Below are 18,744 nucleotides of genomic sequence, written 5' to 3' on the forward strand. Positions count from 1 at the left end.
AAGATCAATGGTACGTGACGCGGGAGGGGCGGTCAAACCGGCACCGTCCGGGCGGCGCGGTCACAGCGTCCGGAGGCCCCGCGTGCGCTCGGCGCGGAGGGCGAGCTCGGCGCCCTCCGGATAGCCCACCTCCATGAGGGTGAGCCCCCGGGCCGGCATCACCTTGAAGGCGCTGGTGCGGCGCTTCTCGTCGCGGAGCACCACGAGGTCGCCGGCTGCGAGCTTGCCCTCCCCCACCTCCACGCAGGCCCCGACCAGGGCGCGCACCATGCTGTGGCAGAAGGCGTCCGCCGTCAGCTCGGCGACGAGCACGCCATCGGGGTCCTCGCGCCAGGAGAACGACAGGAGGGTGCGGATCGTCGTCGCCCCCTCGCGCGCCTTGCAGTAGCTCGCGAAGTCGTGGAGCCCGAGCAGCCCGTGCGCCGCCATGTCCATGGAGTCGGCGTCGAGGTCGGAGGAGACCCAAGCGGTGCGATGGCGCTGCAGGGGGTCGCGCCGGGCCGACCGGTCGGCCACGCGGTACTCGTAGCGACGCCAGAGCGCCGAGAACCGGGCGTCGAACCCCTCCCGGGCGCGGGATGCCGAGGTGACGACGACATCGGATACGGGACCCAGGATGCCGTTGAGCCGGCGGCCCAGCGCCTCCTCGGGCGGGAGCGGCGGACGCTTGCCGTGCGGTTTGCGCAGCACCGCCTCCTGCTCCGGCGAAAGGTCCACATGCGCGACCTGGCCCGCGGCGTGCACTCCCGCGTCCGTCCGGCCGGCGACCGTCAGCAGCGGAGGGTCGCCCGCGCGCCGGAAGATCGTGGCGAGCGCCTCCTCCAGGGTCCCCTGCACGGTGCGCAACCCGGGCTGCCTGCCCCAGCCGTTGAAGTCGGTTCCCTGGTACGCGATGTCCAAGCGGTAGCGCGTGGAGGGATCAGTAGACACGGAGGAGCCCGATCTCCGACTGCGTCGCCCGGAAGCCCATCCCGGTGTACAGTCCCAGCGCCCCCGTGGGGTTCTCGGCGTCGACATCGAGCACGACGCGATCGAGCCCCCGCGCGCGCGCCGCCTCCAGCACGCACCGGAGAAGGACCGGGGCGATGCGGCGGCCGCGGAAGGGGCGCGTCACCGCGACCGTCGAGACGTAGGCGCTCGAGAAGCCCTGGCCGGCCCAGTCCTCCTCATTGACGTCGGACAGGACAACGCCGGCGACCTCCTCGCCTGCGAACGCCACGAACGAGAGCGCCGGTTCGAAGGTGCCGGACACCAGACTGGCGAAGTGCTCGTCGCTCAGCGGCTGGCTCCCCCAATGGTCGCGGAAGGCGTCGTCGCGCGCCGCGTGGACGGCCGCGGCGAACTCCGACTCGTACGGGACGATCCGGACGTCGGTCCTGGGGGTGACCTCCGGGATGGGATCCGCCAGCTCGCGCTCCATGGTCTGGAAGTACCGGACCGCTTCGAAGCCGGCCGCCTCCAGCAGCCGGCGACGGCCGGGCGACCGGGCATCCGCGTAGCCGACGAGCCAGCCGGGCAGCGCCTTGTCCGACGCGGCCAGCTTCTGCTCGCCGCGGACCCGCTGCCAGGCGATCAGCTCGCGTCCGATCCCGCGGCCCCGGAGGGCGGGGTGGACTCCCCCGTTCATGAACTCCCTCACCAGGGTCTCCTGCCGCGGTGGCTCCATCACGATCCCGATGGCCGCCAGGACACCGTCGTGGGTGATCGCGAGCAGCGTGTCCCTCTCGAGGTCGATGAAGGTGAACCCGAGTTGCTCCTCCACCTCGTCTCGCGTCGTCAGGTAGTTCGGATGGTCGACGGCGTCCATGGCCTGGTAGAGCTCATGGACGTCATCGACGTCACCGAGGGTGGCGGCGCGCCATTCACGGATCAGCGGGTGGCTCGGAACGGGGGAGGCGGCAGCCGCGACGCGCTCGGAGAGCGGAGCGAGTCGCGGTTCGTCGATGGTGCTCACCCATTCACCCTAGAAGACGGCACCCCGGGAACACGACGAGGGCCCCGCATCCGTGCGGATGCGGGGCCCTCGAGCGAGTGCGAGAGGTCAGGCCTTCTCGGCCTCCGACTCGGCGTCGGTCTCACCGGCGGCCTCGGCGTCGCCGGTGGTCTCCTCCACGACCTCGGCCTCGGCGGCCGTGGTCTCGGTGGTGGTCTCCTCGACGGCCGACTCCTCGGCGGGGGTCTCCTCGGCGGCGGGGGCCTCCTCGGCCGGCGCGGCCTTCGGGGTCGCGGCCTTGGTGCTCCTGCTCGACTTCACCTTCGGGCTGACCGGCTCGAGCACGAGCTCGATCTGAGCCATCGGGGCGTTGTCGCCCTTGCGGTAGCCGAGCTTGGTGATGCGGGTGTACCCGCCCTCACGCTCGGCGACCAGCGGCGCGATCTCGGTGAAGAGCTCGTGCACGACGCTCTTGTCGCTGATCACGGACAGCACACGACGGCGGGCGTGCAGGTCGCCGCGCTTCGCGAACGTGATGAGGCGCTCGGCCACCGGACGGAGGCGCTTGGCCTTCGTCTCGGTGGTCTTGATGCTCTTGTGCGTGAACAGCGCGGCCGCCAGGTTGGCGAGCATCAGACGCTCGTGGGCGGGGCCGCCACCCAGGCGGGGACCCTTGGTGGGCTTGGGCATGATCGGTTATCTCCAGTGTTGAAAGTCGGAAGGCGTGCGTGGGGCAGCCTCAGATGGTGGACTCGTCCTCTTCGTAGCCGCTGTAGAAGTGCGCGCCGTCGAACCCGGGGACCGAGTCCTTCAGCGACAGGCCCATCTCCGTCAGCTTGTCCTTGACCTCATCCACCGACTTCTGGCCGAAGTTGCGGATGTTCATGAGCTGCGTCTCCGACAGGGACACGAGCTCGCTCACCGTGTTGATGCCCTCGCGCTTGAGGCAGTTGTACGAGCGGACCGACAGGTCGAGGTCCTCGATCGGCATCGACAGCTCGGAGCTGAGGACGGCGTCGACCGGCGCCGGGCCGATCTCGATGCCCTCGGCTGCGCTGTTGAGCTCGCGCGCCAGGCCGAAGAGCTCGACCAGGGTGCGGCCGGCGGAGGCGATCGCGTCGCGCGGGCTGATCGCGGGCTTGGTCTCCACGTCGACCACGAGGCGGTCGAAGTCGGTGCGCTCACCGGCACGGGTGGCCTCGACGCGGTAGGTGACCTTGAGCACGGGCGAGTAGATCGAGTCGATCGGGATCTGGCCCGCCTCGCTGTACTCGTTCCGGTTCTGCTGCGCCGACACGTAGCCGCGGCCGCGCTCGATGGTCAGCTCGACTTCGAACTTCGCCTTGTCGTTCAGAGTCGCGATGACGAGCTCCGGGTTGTGGATCTCGACGCCGGCCGGAGCGGAGATGTCCGCCGCGGTGACCTGGCCGGCACCCGTCTTGCGGAGGTACGCGGTGATCGGCTCGTCGTGCTCGCTCGAGACAACGAGGCCCTTGATGTTCAGGATGATCTCGGTGACATCCTCCTTGACACCCGGGACGGTGCTGAACTCGTGGAGGACGCCGTCGATGCGGATGCTCGTGACCGCCGCGCCGGGGATCGACGAGAGGAGGGTGCGACGCAGGGAGTTACCGAGGGTGTAGCCGAACCCGGGCTCGAGCGGCTCTATGACGAACCGGGAACGGAACTCGGAGATGTTCTCTTCGGTGAGCGTAGGACGCTGTGCAATGAGCACTGGTTGATTCCTTTCGGCTGAGTGTCCGCTATATGACACTCGCTTCTACTGGGGTGGGGGTGTCACGCCGTCAGGCGGCGACCCGAACGGATCGCCGCCTGGGCGGACCAAAGAGAACTCAGACGCGACGGCGCTTGGGCGGGCGGCAGCCGTTGTGCGCCTGCGGGGTGACGTCGTTGATCGAGCCGACCTCGAGGCCCGCGGCCTGGAGGGAGCGGATCGCGGTCTCGCGACCCGAGCCCGGGCCCTTGACGAAGACGTCGACCTTCTTCATGCCGTGCTCCTGCGCCTGGCGCGCGGCCGACTCGGCCGCGAGCTGCGCCGCGAACGGCGTTGACTTGCGCGAGCCCTTGAACCCCACGCCGCCGGACGAGGCCCAGCTGATGACCGCACCGGTGGTGTCGGTGATCGAGACGATGGTGTTGTTGAAGGTGCTCTTGATGTGGGCCTGGCCCACAGCGATGTTCTTCTTTTCCTTCTTGCGCGGCTTGCGAACGGCCGACTTGGGTGCTGCCATGATTTCTCCTGAATCCTAAAGGCGGTGTCGGCCTAGCGAGCCTTCTTCTTACCGGCGACGGTGCGCTTCGGGCCCTTGCGGGTGCGAGCGTTCGTCTTGGTGCGCTGACCGCGGACCGGGAGGCCCTTGCGGTGGCGGATGCCCTCGTAGCTGCCGATCTCGACCTTGCGGCGGATGTCGGCGGCCACCTCGCGACGGAGGTCTCCCTCCACCTTGAAGTTGCCCTCGATGTAGTCGCGGAGCGAGACGAGCTGGTCGTCGGTGAGGTCCTTCACGCGGATGTCGCCGGAGATCCCGGTCTCGCGAAGGGTCTGCAGCGCGCGGGTGCGCCCGACGCCGTAGATGTAGGTGAGTGCGACCTCCACGCGCTTCTCGCGCGGGATGTCGACGCCTGCTAGACGTGCCATGTGTGGCTTCTCCTGTGATGAGTGGAGGTCTTCAGCGGTCCCGGTGCCCCGGCCTCCTCCGAGGGTGTCCCCCGCTGCCGCCGTGCGGCCGCGGGATCTGGGATCGCCTGTGTCGTTATTCGGTTGTGAGAGCTGCGTTCAGCCCGTGCCGTATCAGCCCTGACGCTGCTTGTGGCGCGGGTTCTCGCAGATGACCATGACCCGGCCGTTGCGACGGATGACCTTGCACTTGTCGCAGATGCGCTTGACGGAGGGGTTGACCTTCATGAGTGGTTCTTACCTTTGTTCGCTGTCCTCGTACCTCGCCAGGGGCTACCCGGTGGCGGGGCCGTTACTTACAGCAGACCTTTACTTGTAGCGGTAGACGATCCGGCCGCGGGTCAGATCGTAAGGGCTCAGCTCGACGATCACGCGGTCCTCGGGGAGGATGCGGATGTAGTGCTGACGCATCTTGCCGGAGATGTGGGCAAGAACCTTGTGACCGTTGGTGAGCTCCACGCGGAACATCGCGTTGGGGAGCGCCTCGATCACTGATCCTTCGATCTCGATGACACCGTCTTTTTTGGCCATAGCCTCACTGTCGCTACTCGTGGTGGTTTGCTGGTCGTGCGTTGGATGGTGGAGAAGGCGCGCAGGAACGTGCCTAAGACACCAAGGATCTATCTTATGGGAAAGGGCGCGATTGCGCCAATCCGCGTGTATGATCCTCCGCCGCTGTGAGCGAACGGCGGGTCACGCGATCGGCGCCGGCGTGATGCCGAAGGGCGCGAGCCCCGCGGCGCCGCCGTCTTCCGCGGTCAGCACCCAGATGCCGTCTGCGTGCACCGCGACGCTGTGCTCCCAGTGCGCGGCGGCGGAGCCGTCCTCGGTGGCGACCGTCCAGCCGTCGTCCTTGACGTAGGTCTCCGGGTCGCCGAGCACGATCATCGGCTCGATCGCGACGACGAGCCCGGGCCGGACCTCCGGGCCCTTGGAGCGGACCCGGTAGTTGAACACCGGCGGCTCCTCGTGCATGCGCCGGCCGATGCCGTGGCCGATGTAGTCGGTCAGGATGCCGAAGTCGCCCTGGGACTCGACGTACTCCTCCACGGCCTCACCGACCTCGTTGAGGTGGCGCGCGCGGGCGAGCCGGGCGATCCCGTGCCACAGCGACTGCTCGGTCACGGCCGCAAGGCGCTGACGCTCCGCCACGACGTCCGGCCGAGCCGGGTCCGGCACGATGAAGGTGCGGGCGGCGTCGCCGTTCCAGCCATCGAGGATCGCCCCCGAGTCGATCGACACGATGTCACCCGGCTCCAGCACGCGCGCGCCCGGGATCCCGTGCACGACCTCGTCGTTCACCGACGCGCAGATCGTGTGGTGGTATCCGGGCTCCAGCTTGAAGTTGGAGGCGCCTCCCGCATCCACGATCGCCCGCTCGGCGAGCGTATCCAGCTCGAGGGTGGTGACGCCGGCCGCGACGGCGGACGCGACCGCGTCGAGCGACGCGGAGGTCGCGCGCCCGGGAGCCACCATGAGGCGGAGCTGGGCGGGCGACTTGTAGATCGAGCGCTTGAAGACCACGGGGCCCGACCGCTACGCGACCGACTCGGCGCCGGCCGCGCCGGCGGCCGGGCGGATGCCCCGCTCGGCGAGGGCGACGGCGACACGCTGCGCCACCTCGTCGATGCCGCCGAGACCGTCGACCGGGAGGAGGAGGCCGCGCTCGCGGTAGAGCTCGACGAGCGGCGACGTCTCGCGGAGGTAGACCTCCTGGCGGTGGCGGATCGCCTCCTCGGAGTCGTCGGCCCGGCCCTGCTCGCGAGCGCGCTTGGTCAGGCGCTCCACGATCTCGTCCTGGTCGGCGGTGAGCTGGACGACCGCCTCGAGCCTGTGCCCGCGGCTCGCCAGGAGCTCGTCGAGGTACTCGACCTGCGCCAGCGTGCGGGGGTAGCCGTCGAGGAGGAAGCCGGGGCGGGCGTCCTCCTCGTCGAGCCGGTCGGCGACCAGCTGGTTCGTCAGGCTGTCGGGGACGTAGTCGCCCGCGTCGACGATCGCCTTGACCTGCTTGCCGAGCTCCGTCTCGTTCTTGATGTTGGCCCGGAAGATGTCGCCCGTGGAGATGTCGGGGATGCCGAATTCCGTGCTGATGCGGGCGGCCTGGGTGCCCTTGCCCGCTCCGGGAGGACCGACGATCAGAAGACGGGTCAACGCAGAAGCCCTTCGTAGTGTCGCTGCTGCAGCTGCGAGTCGATCTGCTTGACCGTCTCGAGGCCCACACCGACGATGATCAGGATGGACGTGCCGCCGAACATGAAGTTCTGGCTGGCGCCTAGTGCTGCGAACGCGATCAGCGGGATCAGCGCGATGATGCCGAGATAGATCGCACCGGGGAGGGTCACTCGGGTGAGCACGTAGTCGAGGTACTCGGCCGTCGGACGCCCCGCGCGGATGCCGGGGATGAACCCGCCGTACTTCTTCATGTTGTCGGCGACCTCCTCCGGGTTGAACGTGATGGCCACGTAGAAGTACGTGAAGCCGACGATCAGGAGGAAGTACAGCAGCATGTAGAGCGGGTGGTCGCCCTTGGTCAGGTAGTTCGTGATCCAGGTGACCCACGGGGCCGGGGCCTTGCCGGCGGCGGGCTGGTTGAACTGCGCGATCAGGGCCGGGAGGTACAGCAGCGACGAGGCGAAGATGACGGGCACGACGCCGGCCATGTTCACCTTGATCGGGATGTAGGTGTTGTTGCCGCCGTAGGTGCGGCGACCCACCATGCGCTTCGCGTACTGCACCGGGATCCGCCGCTGGGACTGCTCGACGAACACGACCGCGGCCACGATGAGGAGGCCGATCGCGATCACCACGAGGAGGATCTCGACGCTCTGCGACTGGGCGATGGCCCAGAGCGAGCTCGGGAACTGCGCCGCGATGGACGTGAAGATCAGGAGCGACATGCCGTTGCCGATGCCGCGCTCGGTGACGAGCTCGCCCATCCACATGATGAGGCCGGTGCCCGCCGTCATGGTGATGACCATGAGGAGGATCGCGTACCAGGAGTCGTCGGTGATGAGCTGCGTGCACTGGGAGACGGCGGTCGTTCCGAACAGCGCTCCGCTGCGGGCGACGGTGATGAGGGTCGTCGACTGGAGGACGCCCAGCGCGATGGTGAGGTAGCGCGTGTACTGCGTGAGCTTCGCCTGGCCGGCCTGCCCCTCCTTGTAGAGGGTCTCGAACCGCGGGATGACCACGCGCAGCAGCTGCACGATGATCGACGCGGTGATGTACGGCATGATGCCCAGCGCGAAGATGGAGAGCTTGAGGAGGGCGCCGCCGGAGAACAGGTTGACCAGCGAGTACAGGCCCGAGGTGTCCTGGTTGGCGTTCAGACAGGTCTGGACGTTGCCGAAGTCGACGAAGGGCGCCGGGATGAACGAGCCCAGTCGGAACAGGGCGATGATCCCCAGCGTGAAGAAGATCTTCCTGCGGAGATCCGGCGTGCGGAAGATGCGGGCGACGGCGCTAAACAATCGTGCGTCCTGCTTTCGAATAAGAGTCAGTCGGGTGACCGGTCTCCCGGCCACCCGACTGCACTGCCTTACGGGCGGCTACTTGACAGAGCCACCAGCGGCGACGATCTTCTGCTCGGCGGAGCCGGAGACCTTGTCGACCGCAACGTTCAGCTTAACCGCAATGTCCCCGTTGCCGAGAACCTTGACCTTCTCGTTCTTGCGAACGGCGCCCTTGGCGACGAGGTCATCGACGGTGACGTCACCGCCGGACGGGTACAGCTCGGCGAGCTTCTCCAGGTTCACGACCTGGTACTCGACCCGGAACGGGTTCTTGAAGCCGCGAAGCTTCGGCGAACGCATGTGGAACGGAAGCTGACCGCCCTGGAAGCCCGGGCGGACCTGGTAGCGGGCCTTGGTTCCCTTGGTACCGCGACCGGCCGTCTTGCCCTTGGAACCCTCACCGCGTCCGACGCGGGTCTTGTCCTTCTTGGCACCGGCGGCGGGGCGCAGGTGGTGCACCTTCAGGACCTGCTCGCGGGGCTCCGCGACGTCCTTCTTGGCCGGGGCCTTCTTCGCCGGGGCGGAGACGGTCTCGTCCTTGCTGTCAGCGGCCTGGGAGGCGCCGGCCTTCGCCGGGGCCTTCTTGGCCGGAGCCTTCTTCTCGGTCGCCGGCTTGTCGGCGGCGGCCTTGGTGGCGGGCTTCTTGGTGGCCGGCTTCTCGGCGGCCTCGGTGGTGGCCTTCTCGTCAGCCATTAGTCGATCTCCTCAACCTTCACCAGGTGAGCGACGGTGTTGACGTACCCGCGGTTCTGCGGGTTGTCCTCGCGGACGACGACGTCACCGATGCGCTTCAGACCCAGGCTGCGCAGGGTGTTGCGCTGGTTCTGCTTCTCGCTCACTTTCGACTTGATCTGCGTGATCTTCAGACGCGCAGCCATCAGGCACCTGCCTTCGCGGTCGCGGCGGCCTCCGCCAGCGCAGCCTCGGTGCGAAGCAGGCGGGCGGGGGCGACCTGGTCGTAGTCGAGGCCACGGCGGGCAGCGACGGCGCGGGGCTCCTCGAGCTGCTTCAGCGCCTCGACGGTCGCGTGCACGATGTTGATCGTGTTGGACGAGCCGAGCGACTTGCTCAGCACGTCGTGGATGCCGGCGCACTCGAGCACGGCGCGCACCGGGCCACCGGCGATGACACCGGTACCGGCGGCGGCCGGACGAAGGAGGACGACACCGGCAGCGGCCTCACCCTGCACCGGGTGCGGGATGGTGTTGCCGACGCGCGGGACGCGGAAGAAGTTCTTCTTCGCCTCCTCGACGCCCTTCGAGATCGCGAGCGGGACCTCGCGGGCCTTGCCGTAGCCGACGCCCACGAGTCCGTTGCCGTCGCCGACGACCACGAGGGCCGTGAAGCTGAAGCGGCGTCCGCCCTTGACGACCTTCGAGACGCGGTTGATGGTCACCACGCGCTCGAGGAACTGGCTCTTGTCCTGGTCGCGGCTGCCGCGGTCCCGGTTGGGGTTGCGCTCACGGCCGCCACGGCGCGGCTCGCGCTCGCGCTGGGTGTTGTCGGTCGACGCAGCGGTCTCCACCGGCTGCTCGGCCACTGCCTGGTCGGCCACGGTCTGCTCCTTGTTGTCACTCACAGGTTCAATCCACCCTCTCGAGCGCCTTCGGCGACGGCCGCGACGCGACCCGCGTACTTGCTGCCGCCGCGGTCGAACACGACCGCCTCGATGCCGGCGCTCTTCGCGCGCTCGGCGACGAGCTCGCCGACCTTGCGCGCCTTGGCGGTCTTGTCACCGTCGAAGCTGCGGAGGTCCGCCTCCATGGTGGAGGCCGAGGCCAGCGTGTGGCCCTGCGCGTCGTCGACGACCTGCACGAAGACGTGGCGGGCCGAACGGGTGACGATCAGGCGCGGACGGGCCGCGGTGCCCTCGATCTTCTTGCGAAGGCGGGTGTGACGGCGGTCGCGGGCGGCCGCCTTGCTCTTTCCTCTGGTACCCAGAGCCATGATTACTTACCAGCCTTTCCGGCCTTGCGACGAACGACCTCGCCGGCGTAGCGCACGCCCTTGCCCTTGTACGGCTCGGGCTTGCGGATCTTGCGGATGTTCGCGGCGACCTCGCCCACGGCCTGCTTGTCGATGCCGCTGACGGTGAGGCGGTTGTTGCCCTCGACCGTGAACGTGATGCCGGCCGGCGGCTCGACGGTCACCGGGTGCGAGAAGCCGAGCGCGAACTCGACGGCCGCGCCCTTCTGCGTCACGCGGTAACCCGTGCCGACGATCTCCAGGCCCTTGGAGTAGCCCTGGGTGACGCCGATGATCTGGTTGTTGATGAGGGTCCGGGTGAGGCCGTGGAGCGAACGCGACTCGCGCTCGTCGTCGGGGCGGGTGACGAGGACCTGGTTCTCCTCGATCTTGACCTCGATCGGCTCCGCGACGGTGAGGCTGAGCTCGCCCTTCGGGCCCTTGACGGTGACGGCCTGGCCGTCGATCTTCACATCGACCCCGTTCGGGACGTCGATGGGCAGTCTTCCAATACGCGACATGGCGGGTTACCACACGTAGGCGAGGACTTCCCCACCCACGCCCTTCTTCTCAGCCTGACGGTCGGTGAGCAGACCGGAGGAGGTGGACAGGATGGCGACGCCGAGCCCGCCGAGGACCTTGGGGATCTCGGTGGACTTCGCGTAGACGCGAAGGCCGGGCTTGGACACGCGCTTGATACCGGCGATGGAACGCTCGCGGTTCGGACCGAACTTGAGGTTCAGGGTCAGGGTCTTCCCGACGCGCGCGTCGGTGACCTCCCAGCCGGAGATGTAGCCCTCGGAGGTGAGGATCTCGGCGATGTGGGCCTTGAGCTTCGAGTGCGGCATCGACACGGTGTCGTGGTGCGCCGAGTTCGCGTTGCGCAGTCTGGTCAGCATGTCTGCGACCGGATCTGTCATTGTCATTGCTGTTTTCCTTACGTATCACCAGGTTTCGTTCAGCCGTACACGACTGACGACCTGTGGTGGAAGCGGGCCGGCCGGGCGGCCGGCCCGCAGGTGGGACCTAGTTGCCCGCGTCGGCCGAGCGGAACGGGAAGCCGAGCTGCTTCAGCAGCGCGCGGCCCTCGTCGTCGGTCTTGGCGGTGGTCACGACCGTGATGTCCATACCGCGGACGCGGTCGATGCGGTCCTGGTTGATCTCGTGGAACATCGACTGCTCCGTGAGACCGAACGTGTAGTTGCCGTTCCCGTCGAACTGCTTGTCGCTGAGGCCGCGGAAGTCGCGGATGCGGGGCAGGGCGAGCGAGAGGAGGCGGTCGAGGAACTCCCACATCCGGTCGCCGCGCAGCGTGACGTGCGCGCCGATCGGCTGGCCCTCGCGCAGCTTGAACTGCGCGATGGACTTCCGGGCCTTGGTGACCTGCGGCTTCTGGCCGGTGATCAGCGTGAGGTCGTTGACCGCGCCGTCGATCACCTTGCCGTCGCGAGCCGCCTCGCCGACACCCATGTTGACGACGATCTTCACCAGACCGGGCACCTGGTGCACGTTGGTGAAGCCGAAGTCGCTCTGGAGCTGCTTGGCGATCTCGTTCTTGTACTTCTGCTTCAGGCGAGGCTGGATTTTGCCAGCCGTCGTTGCAGTGTCGGTCATTACAGGTCCTTACCAGACTTCTTGGCGTAACGAACGCGGACCGTCTTGGTGACGCCGTCCTTCGTAACGGTCTCGGTGCGGAAACCGACGCGGGTCGGCTTCTTGGTCTCGGGGTCGACCAGCGCCACGTTCGAGACGTGGATCGGGGCCTCGTGGGTCTCGATGCCGCCGGTCTTCGTGCCGCGCTGCGTCTGGCCGACGCGAACGTGCTTGGTCACGAAGTTGACGCCCTCGACGATGACGCGGTTCTTCTCGACCAGGACCTCGATGACGCGGCCCTGCTTGCCCCGGTCGCCACCGCGGGCCTGCGAGCGGCCCGAGATGACCTGGACCAGGTCGCCCTTCTTGATGTTGGCCATGGGTTACAGCACCTCCGGAGCGAGCGAGATGATCTTCATGAACTTCTTGTCGCGGAGTTCACGGCCGACCGGGCCGAAGATACGGGTGCCACGGGGGTCCCCGTCGTTCTTCAGGATCACGGCGGCGTTCTCGTCGAACTTGATGTAGGAGCCGTCCGGGCGGCGGGTGTTCTTCCGCACGCGGACGACGACGGCCTTGACGACATCGCCCTTCTTGACGTTGCCGCCGGGGATCGCGTCCTTGACCGTGGCGACGATGACGTCGCCGAGGCCGGCGTAGCGACGGCTGGAGCCGCCGAGCACACGGATCGCGAGGAGCTCCTTGGCGCCCGTGTTGTCAGCGACCTTGAGCCGGGATTCCTGCTGGATCACTTGGCCTTCTCCAGAATCTCAACCAGGCGCCAGCGCTTGCTGGCACTCAGGGGTCGGGTCTCGTTGATGAGAACCAGGTCGCCGATGCCGGCGGTGTTGTTCTCGTCGTGCGCCTTCACCTTGGAGGTGCGGCGGATGACCTTGCCGTACAGGGGGTGCTTCACGCGGTCCTCGACCTCGACGACGATGGTCTTGTCCATCTTGTCGCTGACGACGTAGCCGCGGCGGGCCTTGCGGTACCCGCGGACGAGGGCCTCGCCGGCCGCCGACTCCGCGGCCGTGGCCTTGGTGGTCTCAGCCATTACTTGGCCTCCTCGGTCTCGGTCTCGGCGACCTCGGCGGCCGCGGGGGCCTCCTTCTTCGCACGGGACTTCTTTTCGGGCTTGGCGGGCGCAGCCTCGGCGGGAGCCGGGGTGGCCCGGATCCCGAGCTCGCGCTCGCGGATCACGGTGTAGATGCGAGCGATGTCGCGCTTCACGGCGCGCAGGCGGCCGTGGCTCTCGAGCTGTCCGGTGGCCGACTGGAAGCGGAGGTTGAACAGCTCCTCCTTGGCCTTCTTCAGCTCGTCGACGAGACGCTCGTCCTCGAAAGTGTCGAGCTCGCTCGAGGCGAGCTCCTTGGAACCGATCGCCATTACGCGTCGCCCTCCTCGCGCTTGATGATGCGTGCCTTGAGGGGCAGCTTGTGGATTGCACGGGTCATGGCCTCGCGAGCGAGCTGCTCGGAGACGCCCGAGACCTCGAAGAGGACCCGGCCCGGCTTGACGTTCGCGACCCACCACTCCGGCGAGCCCTTACCGGAACCCATGCGGGTCTCGGCGGGCTTCTTCGTGAGCGGACGGTCGGGGTAGATGTTGATCCACACCTTGCCGCCGCGCTTGATGTGACGCGTCATGGCGATACGAGCGGACTCGATCTGACGGTTGGTCACGTAAGCGGGCGTCAGGGCCTGGATGCCGAACTCGCCGAAGGAGACCTTCGTGCCACCGGTCGCCTGGCCGCTCCGGCCGGGGTGGTGCTGCTTGCGGTGCTTGACTCTGCGTGGGATCAACATGGTTATGCCTCAACTCCTGCTGCGGCCGGCGCGGTCTCGGCGGGAGCGTTGCCCCGGCCACCGCCGCGACGCGGACGGTCACGGTCGTTGCGCTCGCGCGACGGCTTCTGGTTGGCCTGCTCGCGAGCAAGCTCCTTGTTCGTGATGTCGCCCTTGTAGATCCACACCTTGACACCGATGCGACCGAAGGTGGTCTTGGCCTCGTAGAAGCCGTAGTCGATGTTGGCGCGGAGCGTGTGCAGCGGCACACGACCCTCGCGGTAGAACTCGGAGCGGCTCATCTCGGCGCCGCCGAGGCGGCCCGACACCTGGATGCGGACACCCTTGGCGCCGGCGCGCTGAGCACCCTGCAGGCCCTTGCGCATCGCGCGGCGGAAGGCCACGCGGGCGGAGAGCTGCTCGGCGATGCCCTGAGCGACGAGCTGGGCGTCGGCCTCGGGGTTCTTCACCTCGAGGATGTTCAGCTGGATCTGCTTGCCGGTGAGCTTCTCGAGGTCGGCGCGGATGCGCTCGGCCTCGGCGCCGCGACGACCGATCACGATGCCCGGGCGGGCGGTGTGGATGTCGACGCGGACACGGTCACGGGTGCGCTCGATCTCGATGCGCGAGACGCCCGCGCGGTCGAGCGAGGTCTGCAGCAGACGGCGGATCTTGACGTCCTCGGCGAGGTAGTCGCTGTAACGCTGACCCGGCTTGGTGCTGTCGGAGAACCACCGCGACACGTGGTCGGTGGTGATGCCCAGACGGAAGCCGTACGGGTTGACTTTCTGGCCCATTACTTGCTCGCCTTCTTCGTAGCGTTCGCAACCTCGGCCTCGTCCGGCGTCGCGAGGACGATCGTGATGTGGCTGGTGCGCTTGTTGATGCGGAAGGCCCGGCCCTGCGCACGCGGCTGGAACCGCTTGAGGGTGGTCCCCTCGTCCACGAAGGCGCGGCTCACGTACAGGTCCTGCTCGTCCAGGTAGGTGTTGCTCTGGTCGGCCTTGACGCGCGCGTTGGCGATCGCCGAGGCGACGAGCTTGTAGACCGGCTCGCTCGCGCTCTGGGGCGCGAACTTCAGGATGGCCAGTGCCTCCTGGGCCTGCTTGCCGCGGATCATGTTGACGACGCGACGGGCCTTCATGGGGGTGACGCGGATGTGACGCACGCGTGCGATCGACTCCACCATTTCTCTCCTCCTTACGTCACCGCGTTAGCGGCGACGACCCTTCTTGTCGTCCTTCACGTGACCACGGAAGGTGCGGGTGGGCGCGAACTCGCCGAGCTTGTGCCCGACCATCGTCTCGGTGACGAACACCGGGATGTGCTTGCGACCGTCGTGCACCGCGATGGTGTGGCCGAGCATGGCCGGGACGATCATCGAGCGGCGCGACCACGTCTTGATGACGTTCTTGCTGTTGGCCTCGTTCGCGGCGACCACCTTGCGAAACAGGTGCTCGTCGACGAAGGGGCCCTTCTTGAGACTGCGTGGCATCTTCTCGAACTCCTACTTGCGCTTCTTGCCGGCGTTCCGACGGCGGACGATGAGCTTGTCGCTTTCCTTGTTGGGGTGGCGCGTACGGCCTTCCTTCTGACCCCACGGGCTGACCGGGTGGCGACCACCGGAGGTCTTGCCCTCACCACCACCGTGCGGGTGGTCGATCGGGTTCATCGCGACACCGCGGACGGTCGGGCGGACGCCCTTCCAGCGGAGACGGCCGGCCTTGCCCCAGTTGATGTTCGACTGCTCGGCGTTGCCGACCTCGCCGATCGTGGCGCGGCAGCGGGCGTCGACGTTGCGGACCTCGCCCGAGGGGAGGCGCAGCTGGGCGTAGGGGCCGTCCTTGGCGACGAGACGGACCGAGGCGCCGGCGGAACGCGCGAGCTTCGCGCCTCCACCCGGCTTCAGCTCGATCGCGTGCACGACGGTACCGGTCGGGATGTTGCGCAGCGGCAGGTTGTTGCCCGGCTTGATGTCCGCGCCGGCGCCCGACTCGACGATGTCGCCCTGCTTGAGGCCCTGCGGCGCGAGGATGTAGCGCTTCGTGCCGTCCAGGAAGTGGAGGAGCGCGATGCGGGCCGTGCGGTTGGGGTCGTACTCGATGTGAGCGACCTTGGCGTTGACGCCGTCCTTGTCGTTGCGACGGAAGTCGATCACGCGGTACTGGCGCTTGTGGCCACCACCGATGTGACGGGTCGTGATGCGGCCCTGGTTGTTGCGCCCACCGGTCTTCGACAGCGGACGGAGCAGCGACTTCTCCGGCGTGGACCGGGTGATCTCCGCGAAGTCGGCGACCGAGGAGCCGCGACGACCAGGGGTCGTGGGCTTGTAGTTACGAATAGCCATGTCTGTCTTCCTCTAGTCCTTCGCTCAGCCGACGGCCGTGAAGATGTCGATGGAACCGGACTTCAGCGTGACGATGGCGCGCTTGGTGTCCTTGCGCTTGCCGGTGCCGAAGCGGGTGCGGCGGGTCTTGCCCTGACGGTTCAGGGTGTTCACCGACGCGACCTCGACCTTGAAGATCGACTCGATGGCGAGCTTGATCTCGGTCTTGTTGGAACGCGGGTCGACGACGAAGGTGTACTTGCCCTCGTCGATCAGGCCGTAGCTCTTCTCGGAGACGACCGGGGCGATGATGACGTCGCGGGGGTCCTTGTTGACGGCCATTACGCGTTCACCTCTTCCTTCTTGGTCTTGGCGGCGATGAAGCCTTCGAGAGCGGCCTGCGAGAAGACGATGTCGTCGCTCACCAGGACGTCGTAGGCGTTCAGCTGGTCGTAGGTCAGCACGTGCACCGTCGGGATGTTGCGGACGCTCTTGAACGCCAGCTCGTCGTCACGCTCGATCACGACGAGGACGTGCTTGGAGGTCGCGATGCCCGAGAGCAGCTCGACGACGGCCTTGGTCGAGGGCGCGTCACCCGAGGTGAACGCCTGGACGGCGTGGATCCGGCTGCCGCGGGCGCGGTCCGAGAGAGCGCCGAGCAGAGCCGCGGCGATCATCTTCTTGGGGGTGCGCTGCGCGTAGTCGCGGGGCGTCGGTCCGTGGACGATGCCACCACCGGTCATCTGAGGGGCGCGGATGGAACCCTGACGGGCGCGGCCGGTGCCCTTCTGCTTGAACGGCTTGCGGCCGGCGCCGGAGACCTCGCCGCGGCCCTTCACCTTGTGCGTGCCCTGGCGGGCGGCAGCGAGCTGCGCGGTGACGACCTGGTGGATCAGCGGGATGTTGGTCTGAACGTCGAACAGGGCCTCGGGAAGCTCGATGGAGCCGGCCTTCTTGCCCTTCAGGTCGACGACGTCAATCGAGGTAGCCATGCGACTAGGCCCCCTTCACTGCGTTGCGGACGAAAACGATGCGGCCACGGGCACCGGGGACGGCTCCCTTGACCAGCAGCAGGCCCTTCTCGGCGTCGACGGCCTGGACCTTGAGGTTCAGGACTGTGACGCGCTCGCCACCCATGCGACCGGCCATGCGCATGCCCTTGAAGACACGGCTCGGGGTCGAGGAGGCGCCGATGGAGCCCGGCTTGCGGTGGTTGCGGTGCGCACCGTGCGAGGCGGAGACACCCTGGAAGTTGTGGCGCTTCATCACACCGGCGAAGCCCTTGCCCTTGGAGGTGCCGACGACGTCGACCAGCTGGCCGGCCTCGAAGGTTCCGTCGACGGTCAGCTCCTGGCCGGCCGCGTACTCGGCGGCGTCGGCGGTGCGGACCTCGGTGAGGTGACGGCGCGGGGTCACGCCGGCCTTGTCGAAGTGACCGGCGGAGGGCTTGTTCACCTTGCGCGGGTCGATCTGGCCGTACGCGATCTGGACGGCGTTGTAGCCGTCGACCTCGGGGGTGCGGACCTGGGTCACGACGTTCGGCGTGATCTCGATGACGGTCACGGGGATGAGCTTGTTGTTCTCGTCCCAGACCTGGGTCATGCCGAGCTTCTTGCCGAGGAGGCCGCGCGAAGTCTTGGTCTCGTTGTTGGACATGGTGGCACTCCCCCTTACAGCTTGATCTCGATGTTGACGTCGGCGGGCAGGTCGAGACGCATGAGCGAGTCGACGGCCTTCGGCGTCGGGTCGATGATGTCGATCAGCCGCTTGTGCGTGCGCATCTCGAAGTGCTCGCGGCTGTCCTTGTACTTGTGGGGCGAACGGATGACGACCACCACGTTCTTCTCGGTGGGAAGCGGCACCGGGCCGACGACGGTCGCGCCTGCACGGGTCACCGTGTCGACGATCTTGCGCGCCGAGGTGTCGATGACCTCGTGGTCATACGACTTAAGCCGAATGCGGATCTTCTGTCCCGCCATGTCTGACTCTCTCTCTTGTTATGGCGTCTTACGCTGCGGGCTCCGAGGAGCCCGCATCGCATTGGACGCGGTGCGACGTACGCGTGGGGAACGCCACTATTCTTCTGTCAACTCTCCGACCCCCGCGGCCGGGCGTGTCTCCTGGTCGGGGCCACGATGGGCACAGAGCTATCCCTGCTTCATCGTGATCGTCGATTGAGCTTTGTCCTGCTGCCTGCGGCCTAACCTCGTCCCGGTGTGCTCGGTGGCACTCACGGTGGGCTATGCACTGCCTGGCAGTGATCCGGTCTGAGCACACGTCAGCGCGCTCGTTCCGAAATGTTGAACCAGACAAGTTTGCCAGATCGCGGCCATTGCTGCAACCCGGGCGTGTCGCGGTGGCGTGTCGCGCGCTGCGGGGCGTGTGCTGCGCGTCTGCGGCGCGGCGGGACAGCCGCTGCGCGGCGCCGCACAGCGGCTGTCCCTAGACGGAGCAGACGGTCCGCGAAGCGGTGCGATCGCGCGGTACCCCCGCCTCCTCGAGCACCGCACCCAGCCTCCCTGGGTCGGAGGCGATCGCCCACCGCCAACGCACCACCCGCCATCCGAGCGCTCGGAGGCGGTCCTCCCTCACCTTCTCGTCGAGGACCACGCGGTCCGCCGAGCGGCCCGCGCGCATCGCCGAGTCGAGGTACTTCACGTCCCCGTCGGCCTCGCCGATCACGCGGGCCTCTGGCCACGCGAAGTCGACGACGCCGATCAAGCCGTTCCCGTCAGAGAACGGAAGCTGCAGGGCCGGCTGCGGGACACCGGCCGCGTGCATGCTCACCCGGCTCACGGACTCGAGCGGGGAGTCGGCGCGCCCATCCGCGAAGCCGATCACGTCCAGCGCGCGACGGTGGCCCCGCATCGGCAGCGCCCGACGGAACGCGGCCATCAGGTCTTCGCGCCCCGCTCCCCCGGTCGCCGATCGAC

Annotated in this window: 32 protein-coding genes; all 32 read right to left on the reverse strand. The window is 67.7% G+C overall.

Annotated features, from left to right (window positions below):
* Positions 1–60: 60 nt before the first annotated feature.
* Positions 61–930, reverse strand: coding sequence for a tRNA pseudouridine(38-40) synthase TruA (truA, locus tag FPT20_RS12025; protein WP_158865580.1), 870 nt, complete (start codon positions 928–930; stop codon positions 61–63).
* Positions 920–1,954: a GNAT family N-acetyltransferase gene (locus FPT20_RS12030; protein ID WP_233265501.1), complete on the reverse strand. Its 1,035-nt coding sequence runs from the start codon at positions 1,952–1,954 to the stop codon at positions 920–922. Before FPT20_RS12030 ends, truA begins: the two co-directional genes overlap by 11 nt.
* A gap of 87 nt (positions 1,955–2,041) precedes the next feature.
* Positions 2,042–2,623, reverse strand: coding sequence for a 50S ribosomal protein L17 (rplQ, locus tag FPT20_RS12035; RefSeq protein WP_158865582.1), 582 nt, complete (start codon positions 2,621–2,623; stop codon positions 2,042–2,044).
* 49 nt (positions 2,624–2,672) lie between these two features.
* Complete coding sequence (locus FPT20_RS12040; protein ID WP_158865584.1) at positions 2,673–3,668, reverse strand: DNA-directed RNA polymerase subunit alpha; 996 nt, start codon at positions 3,666–3,668, stop codon at positions 2,673–2,675.
* Positions 3,669–3,786: 118 nt separating this feature from the next.
* Positions 3,787–4,185, reverse strand: coding sequence for a 30S ribosomal protein S11 (gene rpsK / locus FPT20_RS12045; protein ID WP_055821293.1), 399 nt, complete (start codon positions 4,183–4,185; stop codon positions 3,787–3,789).
* 32 nt (positions 4,186–4,217) lie between these two features.
* A complete protein-coding gene (gene rpsM / locus FPT20_RS12050; protein WP_158865586.1) occupies positions 4,218–4,592 on the reverse strand; it encodes a 30S ribosomal protein S13 in 375 nt (124 codons plus the stop codon).
* Between the two features lie 153 nt (positions 4,593–4,745).
* The gene (gene rpmJ / locus FPT20_RS12055) at positions 4,746–4,859 is read right to left on the reverse strand and encodes a 50S ribosomal protein L36 (RefSeq protein WP_018191946.1); all 114 of its coding nucleotides are present in this window, start codon (positions 4,857–4,859) and stop codon (positions 4,746–4,748) included.
* Between the two features lie 81 nt (positions 4,860–4,940).
* Entirely contained in the window at positions 4,941–5,162 is a 222-nt protein-coding gene (infA, locus tag FPT20_RS12060; RefSeq protein ID WP_011186713.1) for a translation initiation factor IF-1, read from the reverse strand.
* Between the two features lie 162 nt (positions 5,163–5,324).
* Positions 5,325–6,155, reverse strand: a complete 831-nt coding sequence (gene map / locus FPT20_RS12065; protein WP_158865588.1) for a type I methionyl aminopeptidase — start codon at positions 6,153–6,155, stop codon at positions 5,325–5,327.
* A 12-nt stretch (positions 6,156–6,167) separates the two neighbouring features.
* The gene (locus tag FPT20_RS12070) at positions 6,168–6,782 is read right to left on the reverse strand and encodes an adenylate kinase (RefSeq protein WP_158865590.1); all 615 of its coding nucleotides are present in this window, start codon (positions 6,780–6,782) and stop codon (positions 6,168–6,170) included.
* Positions 6,779–8,101 (reverse strand): preprotein translocase subunit SecY, encoded by a 1,323-nt coding sequence (secY, locus tag FPT20_RS12075; protein WP_158865592.1) that lies wholly within the window; start codon positions 8,099–8,101, stop codon positions 6,779–6,781. The genes FPT20_RS12070 and secY overlap by 4 nt, the downstream gene beginning before the upstream one ends.
* 78 nt (positions 8,102–8,179) lie before the next feature.
* Entirely contained in the window at positions 8,180–8,836 is a 657-nt protein-coding gene (rplO, locus tag FPT20_RS12080) for a 50S ribosomal protein L15 (RefSeq protein WP_158865594.1), read from the reverse strand.
* On the reverse strand, positions 8,836–9,021 hold the full coding sequence (gene rpmD, locus FPT20_RS12085; protein WP_158865596.1) for a 50S ribosomal protein L30: 186 nt from the start codon (positions 9,019–9,021) through the stop codon (positions 8,836–8,838). The genes rplO and rpmD overlap by 1 nt, the downstream gene beginning before the upstream one ends.
* Positions 9,021–9,722: a 30S ribosomal protein S5 gene (gene rpsE, locus FPT20_RS12090; RefSeq protein ID WP_158865598.1), complete on the reverse strand. Its 702-nt coding sequence runs from the start codon at positions 9,720–9,722 to the stop codon at positions 9,021–9,023. The genes rpmD and rpsE overlap by 1 nt, the downstream gene beginning before the upstream one ends.
* Positions 9,719–10,090 carry a 50S ribosomal protein L18 gene (gene rplR, locus FPT20_RS12095; protein WP_158865600.1) on the reverse strand — a complete coding sequence of 124 codons (372 nt, stop codon included), beginning with the start codon at positions 10,088–10,090 and terminating at the stop codon, positions 9,719–9,721. Before rplR ends, rpsE begins: the two co-directional genes overlap by 4 nt.
* 2 nt (positions 10,091–10,092) lie before the next feature.
* Positions 10,093–10,629 (reverse strand): 50S ribosomal protein L6, encoded by a 537-nt coding sequence (gene rplF / locus FPT20_RS12100; RefSeq protein WP_158865602.1) that lies wholly within the window; start codon positions 10,627–10,629, stop codon positions 10,093–10,095.
* A 6-nt stretch (positions 10,630–10,635) separates the two neighbouring features.
* Positions 10,636–11,034 (reverse strand): 30S ribosomal protein S8, encoded by a 399-nt coding sequence (gene rpsH, locus FPT20_RS12105; protein WP_158865604.1) that lies wholly within the window; start codon positions 11,032–11,034, stop codon positions 10,636–10,638.
* A gap of 100 nt (positions 11,035–11,134) precedes the next feature.
* Positions 11,135–11,722 (reverse strand): 50S ribosomal protein L5, encoded by a 588-nt coding sequence (gene rplE, locus FPT20_RS12110; RefSeq protein WP_158865606.1) that lies wholly within the window; start codon positions 11,720–11,722, stop codon positions 11,135–11,137.
* Complete coding sequence (gene rplX / locus FPT20_RS12115) at positions 11,722–12,081, reverse strand: 50S ribosomal protein L24 (RefSeq protein ID WP_158865608.1); 360 nt, start codon at positions 12,079–12,081, stop codon at positions 11,722–11,724. Before rplX ends, rplE begins: the two co-directional genes overlap by 1 nt.
* Positions 12,082–12,084: 3 nt before the next feature.
* Positions 12,085–12,453: a 50S ribosomal protein L14 gene (rplN, locus tag FPT20_RS12120; RefSeq protein ID WP_018191958.1), complete on the reverse strand. Its 369-nt coding sequence runs from the start codon at positions 12,451–12,453 to the stop codon at positions 12,085–12,087.
* Positions 12,450–12,755, reverse strand: coding sequence for a 30S ribosomal protein S17 (gene rpsQ / locus FPT20_RS12125; protein WP_158865610.1), 306 nt, complete (start codon positions 12,753–12,755; stop codon positions 12,450–12,452). The genes rplN and rpsQ overlap by 4 nt, the downstream gene beginning before the upstream one ends.
* A complete protein-coding gene (gene rpmC / locus FPT20_RS12130; protein WP_158865612.1) occupies positions 12,755–13,087 on the reverse strand; it encodes a 50S ribosomal protein L29 in 333 nt (110 codons plus the stop codon). Before rpmC ends, rpsQ begins: the two co-directional genes overlap by 1 nt.
* On the reverse strand, positions 13,087–13,506 hold the full coding sequence (gene rplP / locus FPT20_RS12135; protein WP_018191961.1) for a 50S ribosomal protein L16: 420 nt from the start codon (positions 13,504–13,506) through the stop codon (positions 13,087–13,089). The genes rpmC and rplP overlap by 1 nt, the downstream gene beginning before the upstream one ends.
* Before the next feature lie 2 nt (positions 13,507–13,508).
* Entirely contained in the window at positions 13,509–14,282 is a 774-nt protein-coding gene (gene rpsC, locus FPT20_RS12140) for a 30S ribosomal protein S3 (RefSeq protein WP_158865614.1), read from the reverse strand.
* Positions 14,282–14,674, reverse strand: coding sequence for a 50S ribosomal protein L22 (gene rplV, locus FPT20_RS12145; protein ID WP_158865617.1), 393 nt, complete (start codon positions 14,672–14,674; stop codon positions 14,282–14,284). The genes rpsC and rplV overlap by 1 nt, the downstream gene beginning before the upstream one ends.
* A gap of 24 nt (positions 14,675–14,698) precedes the next feature.
* Positions 14,699–14,980, reverse strand: a complete 282-nt coding sequence (rpsS, locus tag FPT20_RS12150) for a 30S ribosomal protein S19 (RefSeq protein ID WP_018191964.1) — start codon at positions 14,978–14,980, stop codon at positions 14,699–14,701.
* Between the two features lie 12 nt (positions 14,981–14,992).
* Complete coding sequence (gene rplB, locus FPT20_RS12155) at positions 14,993–15,832, reverse strand: 50S ribosomal protein L2 (protein ID WP_158865619.1); 840 nt, start codon at positions 15,830–15,832, stop codon at positions 14,993–14,995.
* A gap of 24 nt (positions 15,833–15,856) precedes the next feature.
* Positions 15,857–16,153, reverse strand: a complete 297-nt coding sequence (gene rplW, locus FPT20_RS12160; RefSeq protein WP_158865621.1) for a 50S ribosomal protein L23 — start codon at positions 16,151–16,153, stop codon at positions 15,857–15,859.
* Positions 16,153–16,803 carry a 50S ribosomal protein L4 gene (rplD, locus tag FPT20_RS12165; protein WP_158865623.1) on the reverse strand — a complete coding sequence of 217 codons (651 nt, stop codon included), beginning with the start codon at positions 16,801–16,803 and terminating at the stop codon, positions 16,153–16,155. The genes rplW and rplD overlap by 1 nt, the downstream gene beginning before the upstream one ends.
* A 4-nt stretch (positions 16,804–16,807) precedes the next feature.
* The gene (rplC, locus tag FPT20_RS12170; protein WP_158865625.1) at positions 16,808–17,467 is read right to left on the reverse strand and encodes a 50S ribosomal protein L3; all 660 of its coding nucleotides are present in this window, start codon (positions 17,465–17,467) and stop codon (positions 16,808–16,810) included.
* Between the two features lie 14 nt (positions 17,468–17,481).
* Positions 17,482–17,790, reverse strand: a complete 309-nt coding sequence (gene rpsJ / locus FPT20_RS12175) for a 30S ribosomal protein S10 (protein WP_018191969.1) — start codon at positions 17,788–17,790, stop codon at positions 17,482–17,484.
* A 463-nt stretch (positions 17,791–18,253) separates the two neighbouring features.
* A complete protein-coding gene (locus tag FPT20_RS12180; RefSeq protein ID WP_158865627.1) occupies positions 18,254–18,706 on the reverse strand; it encodes a hypothetical protein in 453 nt (150 codons plus the stop codon).
* Positions 18,707–18,744 lie beyond the last annotated feature (38 nt).

The organism is Leifsonia sp. AG29 (genome assembly GCF_009765225.1).
Taxonomy (GTDB): domain Bacteria; phylum Actinomycetota; class Actinomycetes; order Actinomycetales; family Microbacteriaceae; genus Leifsonia.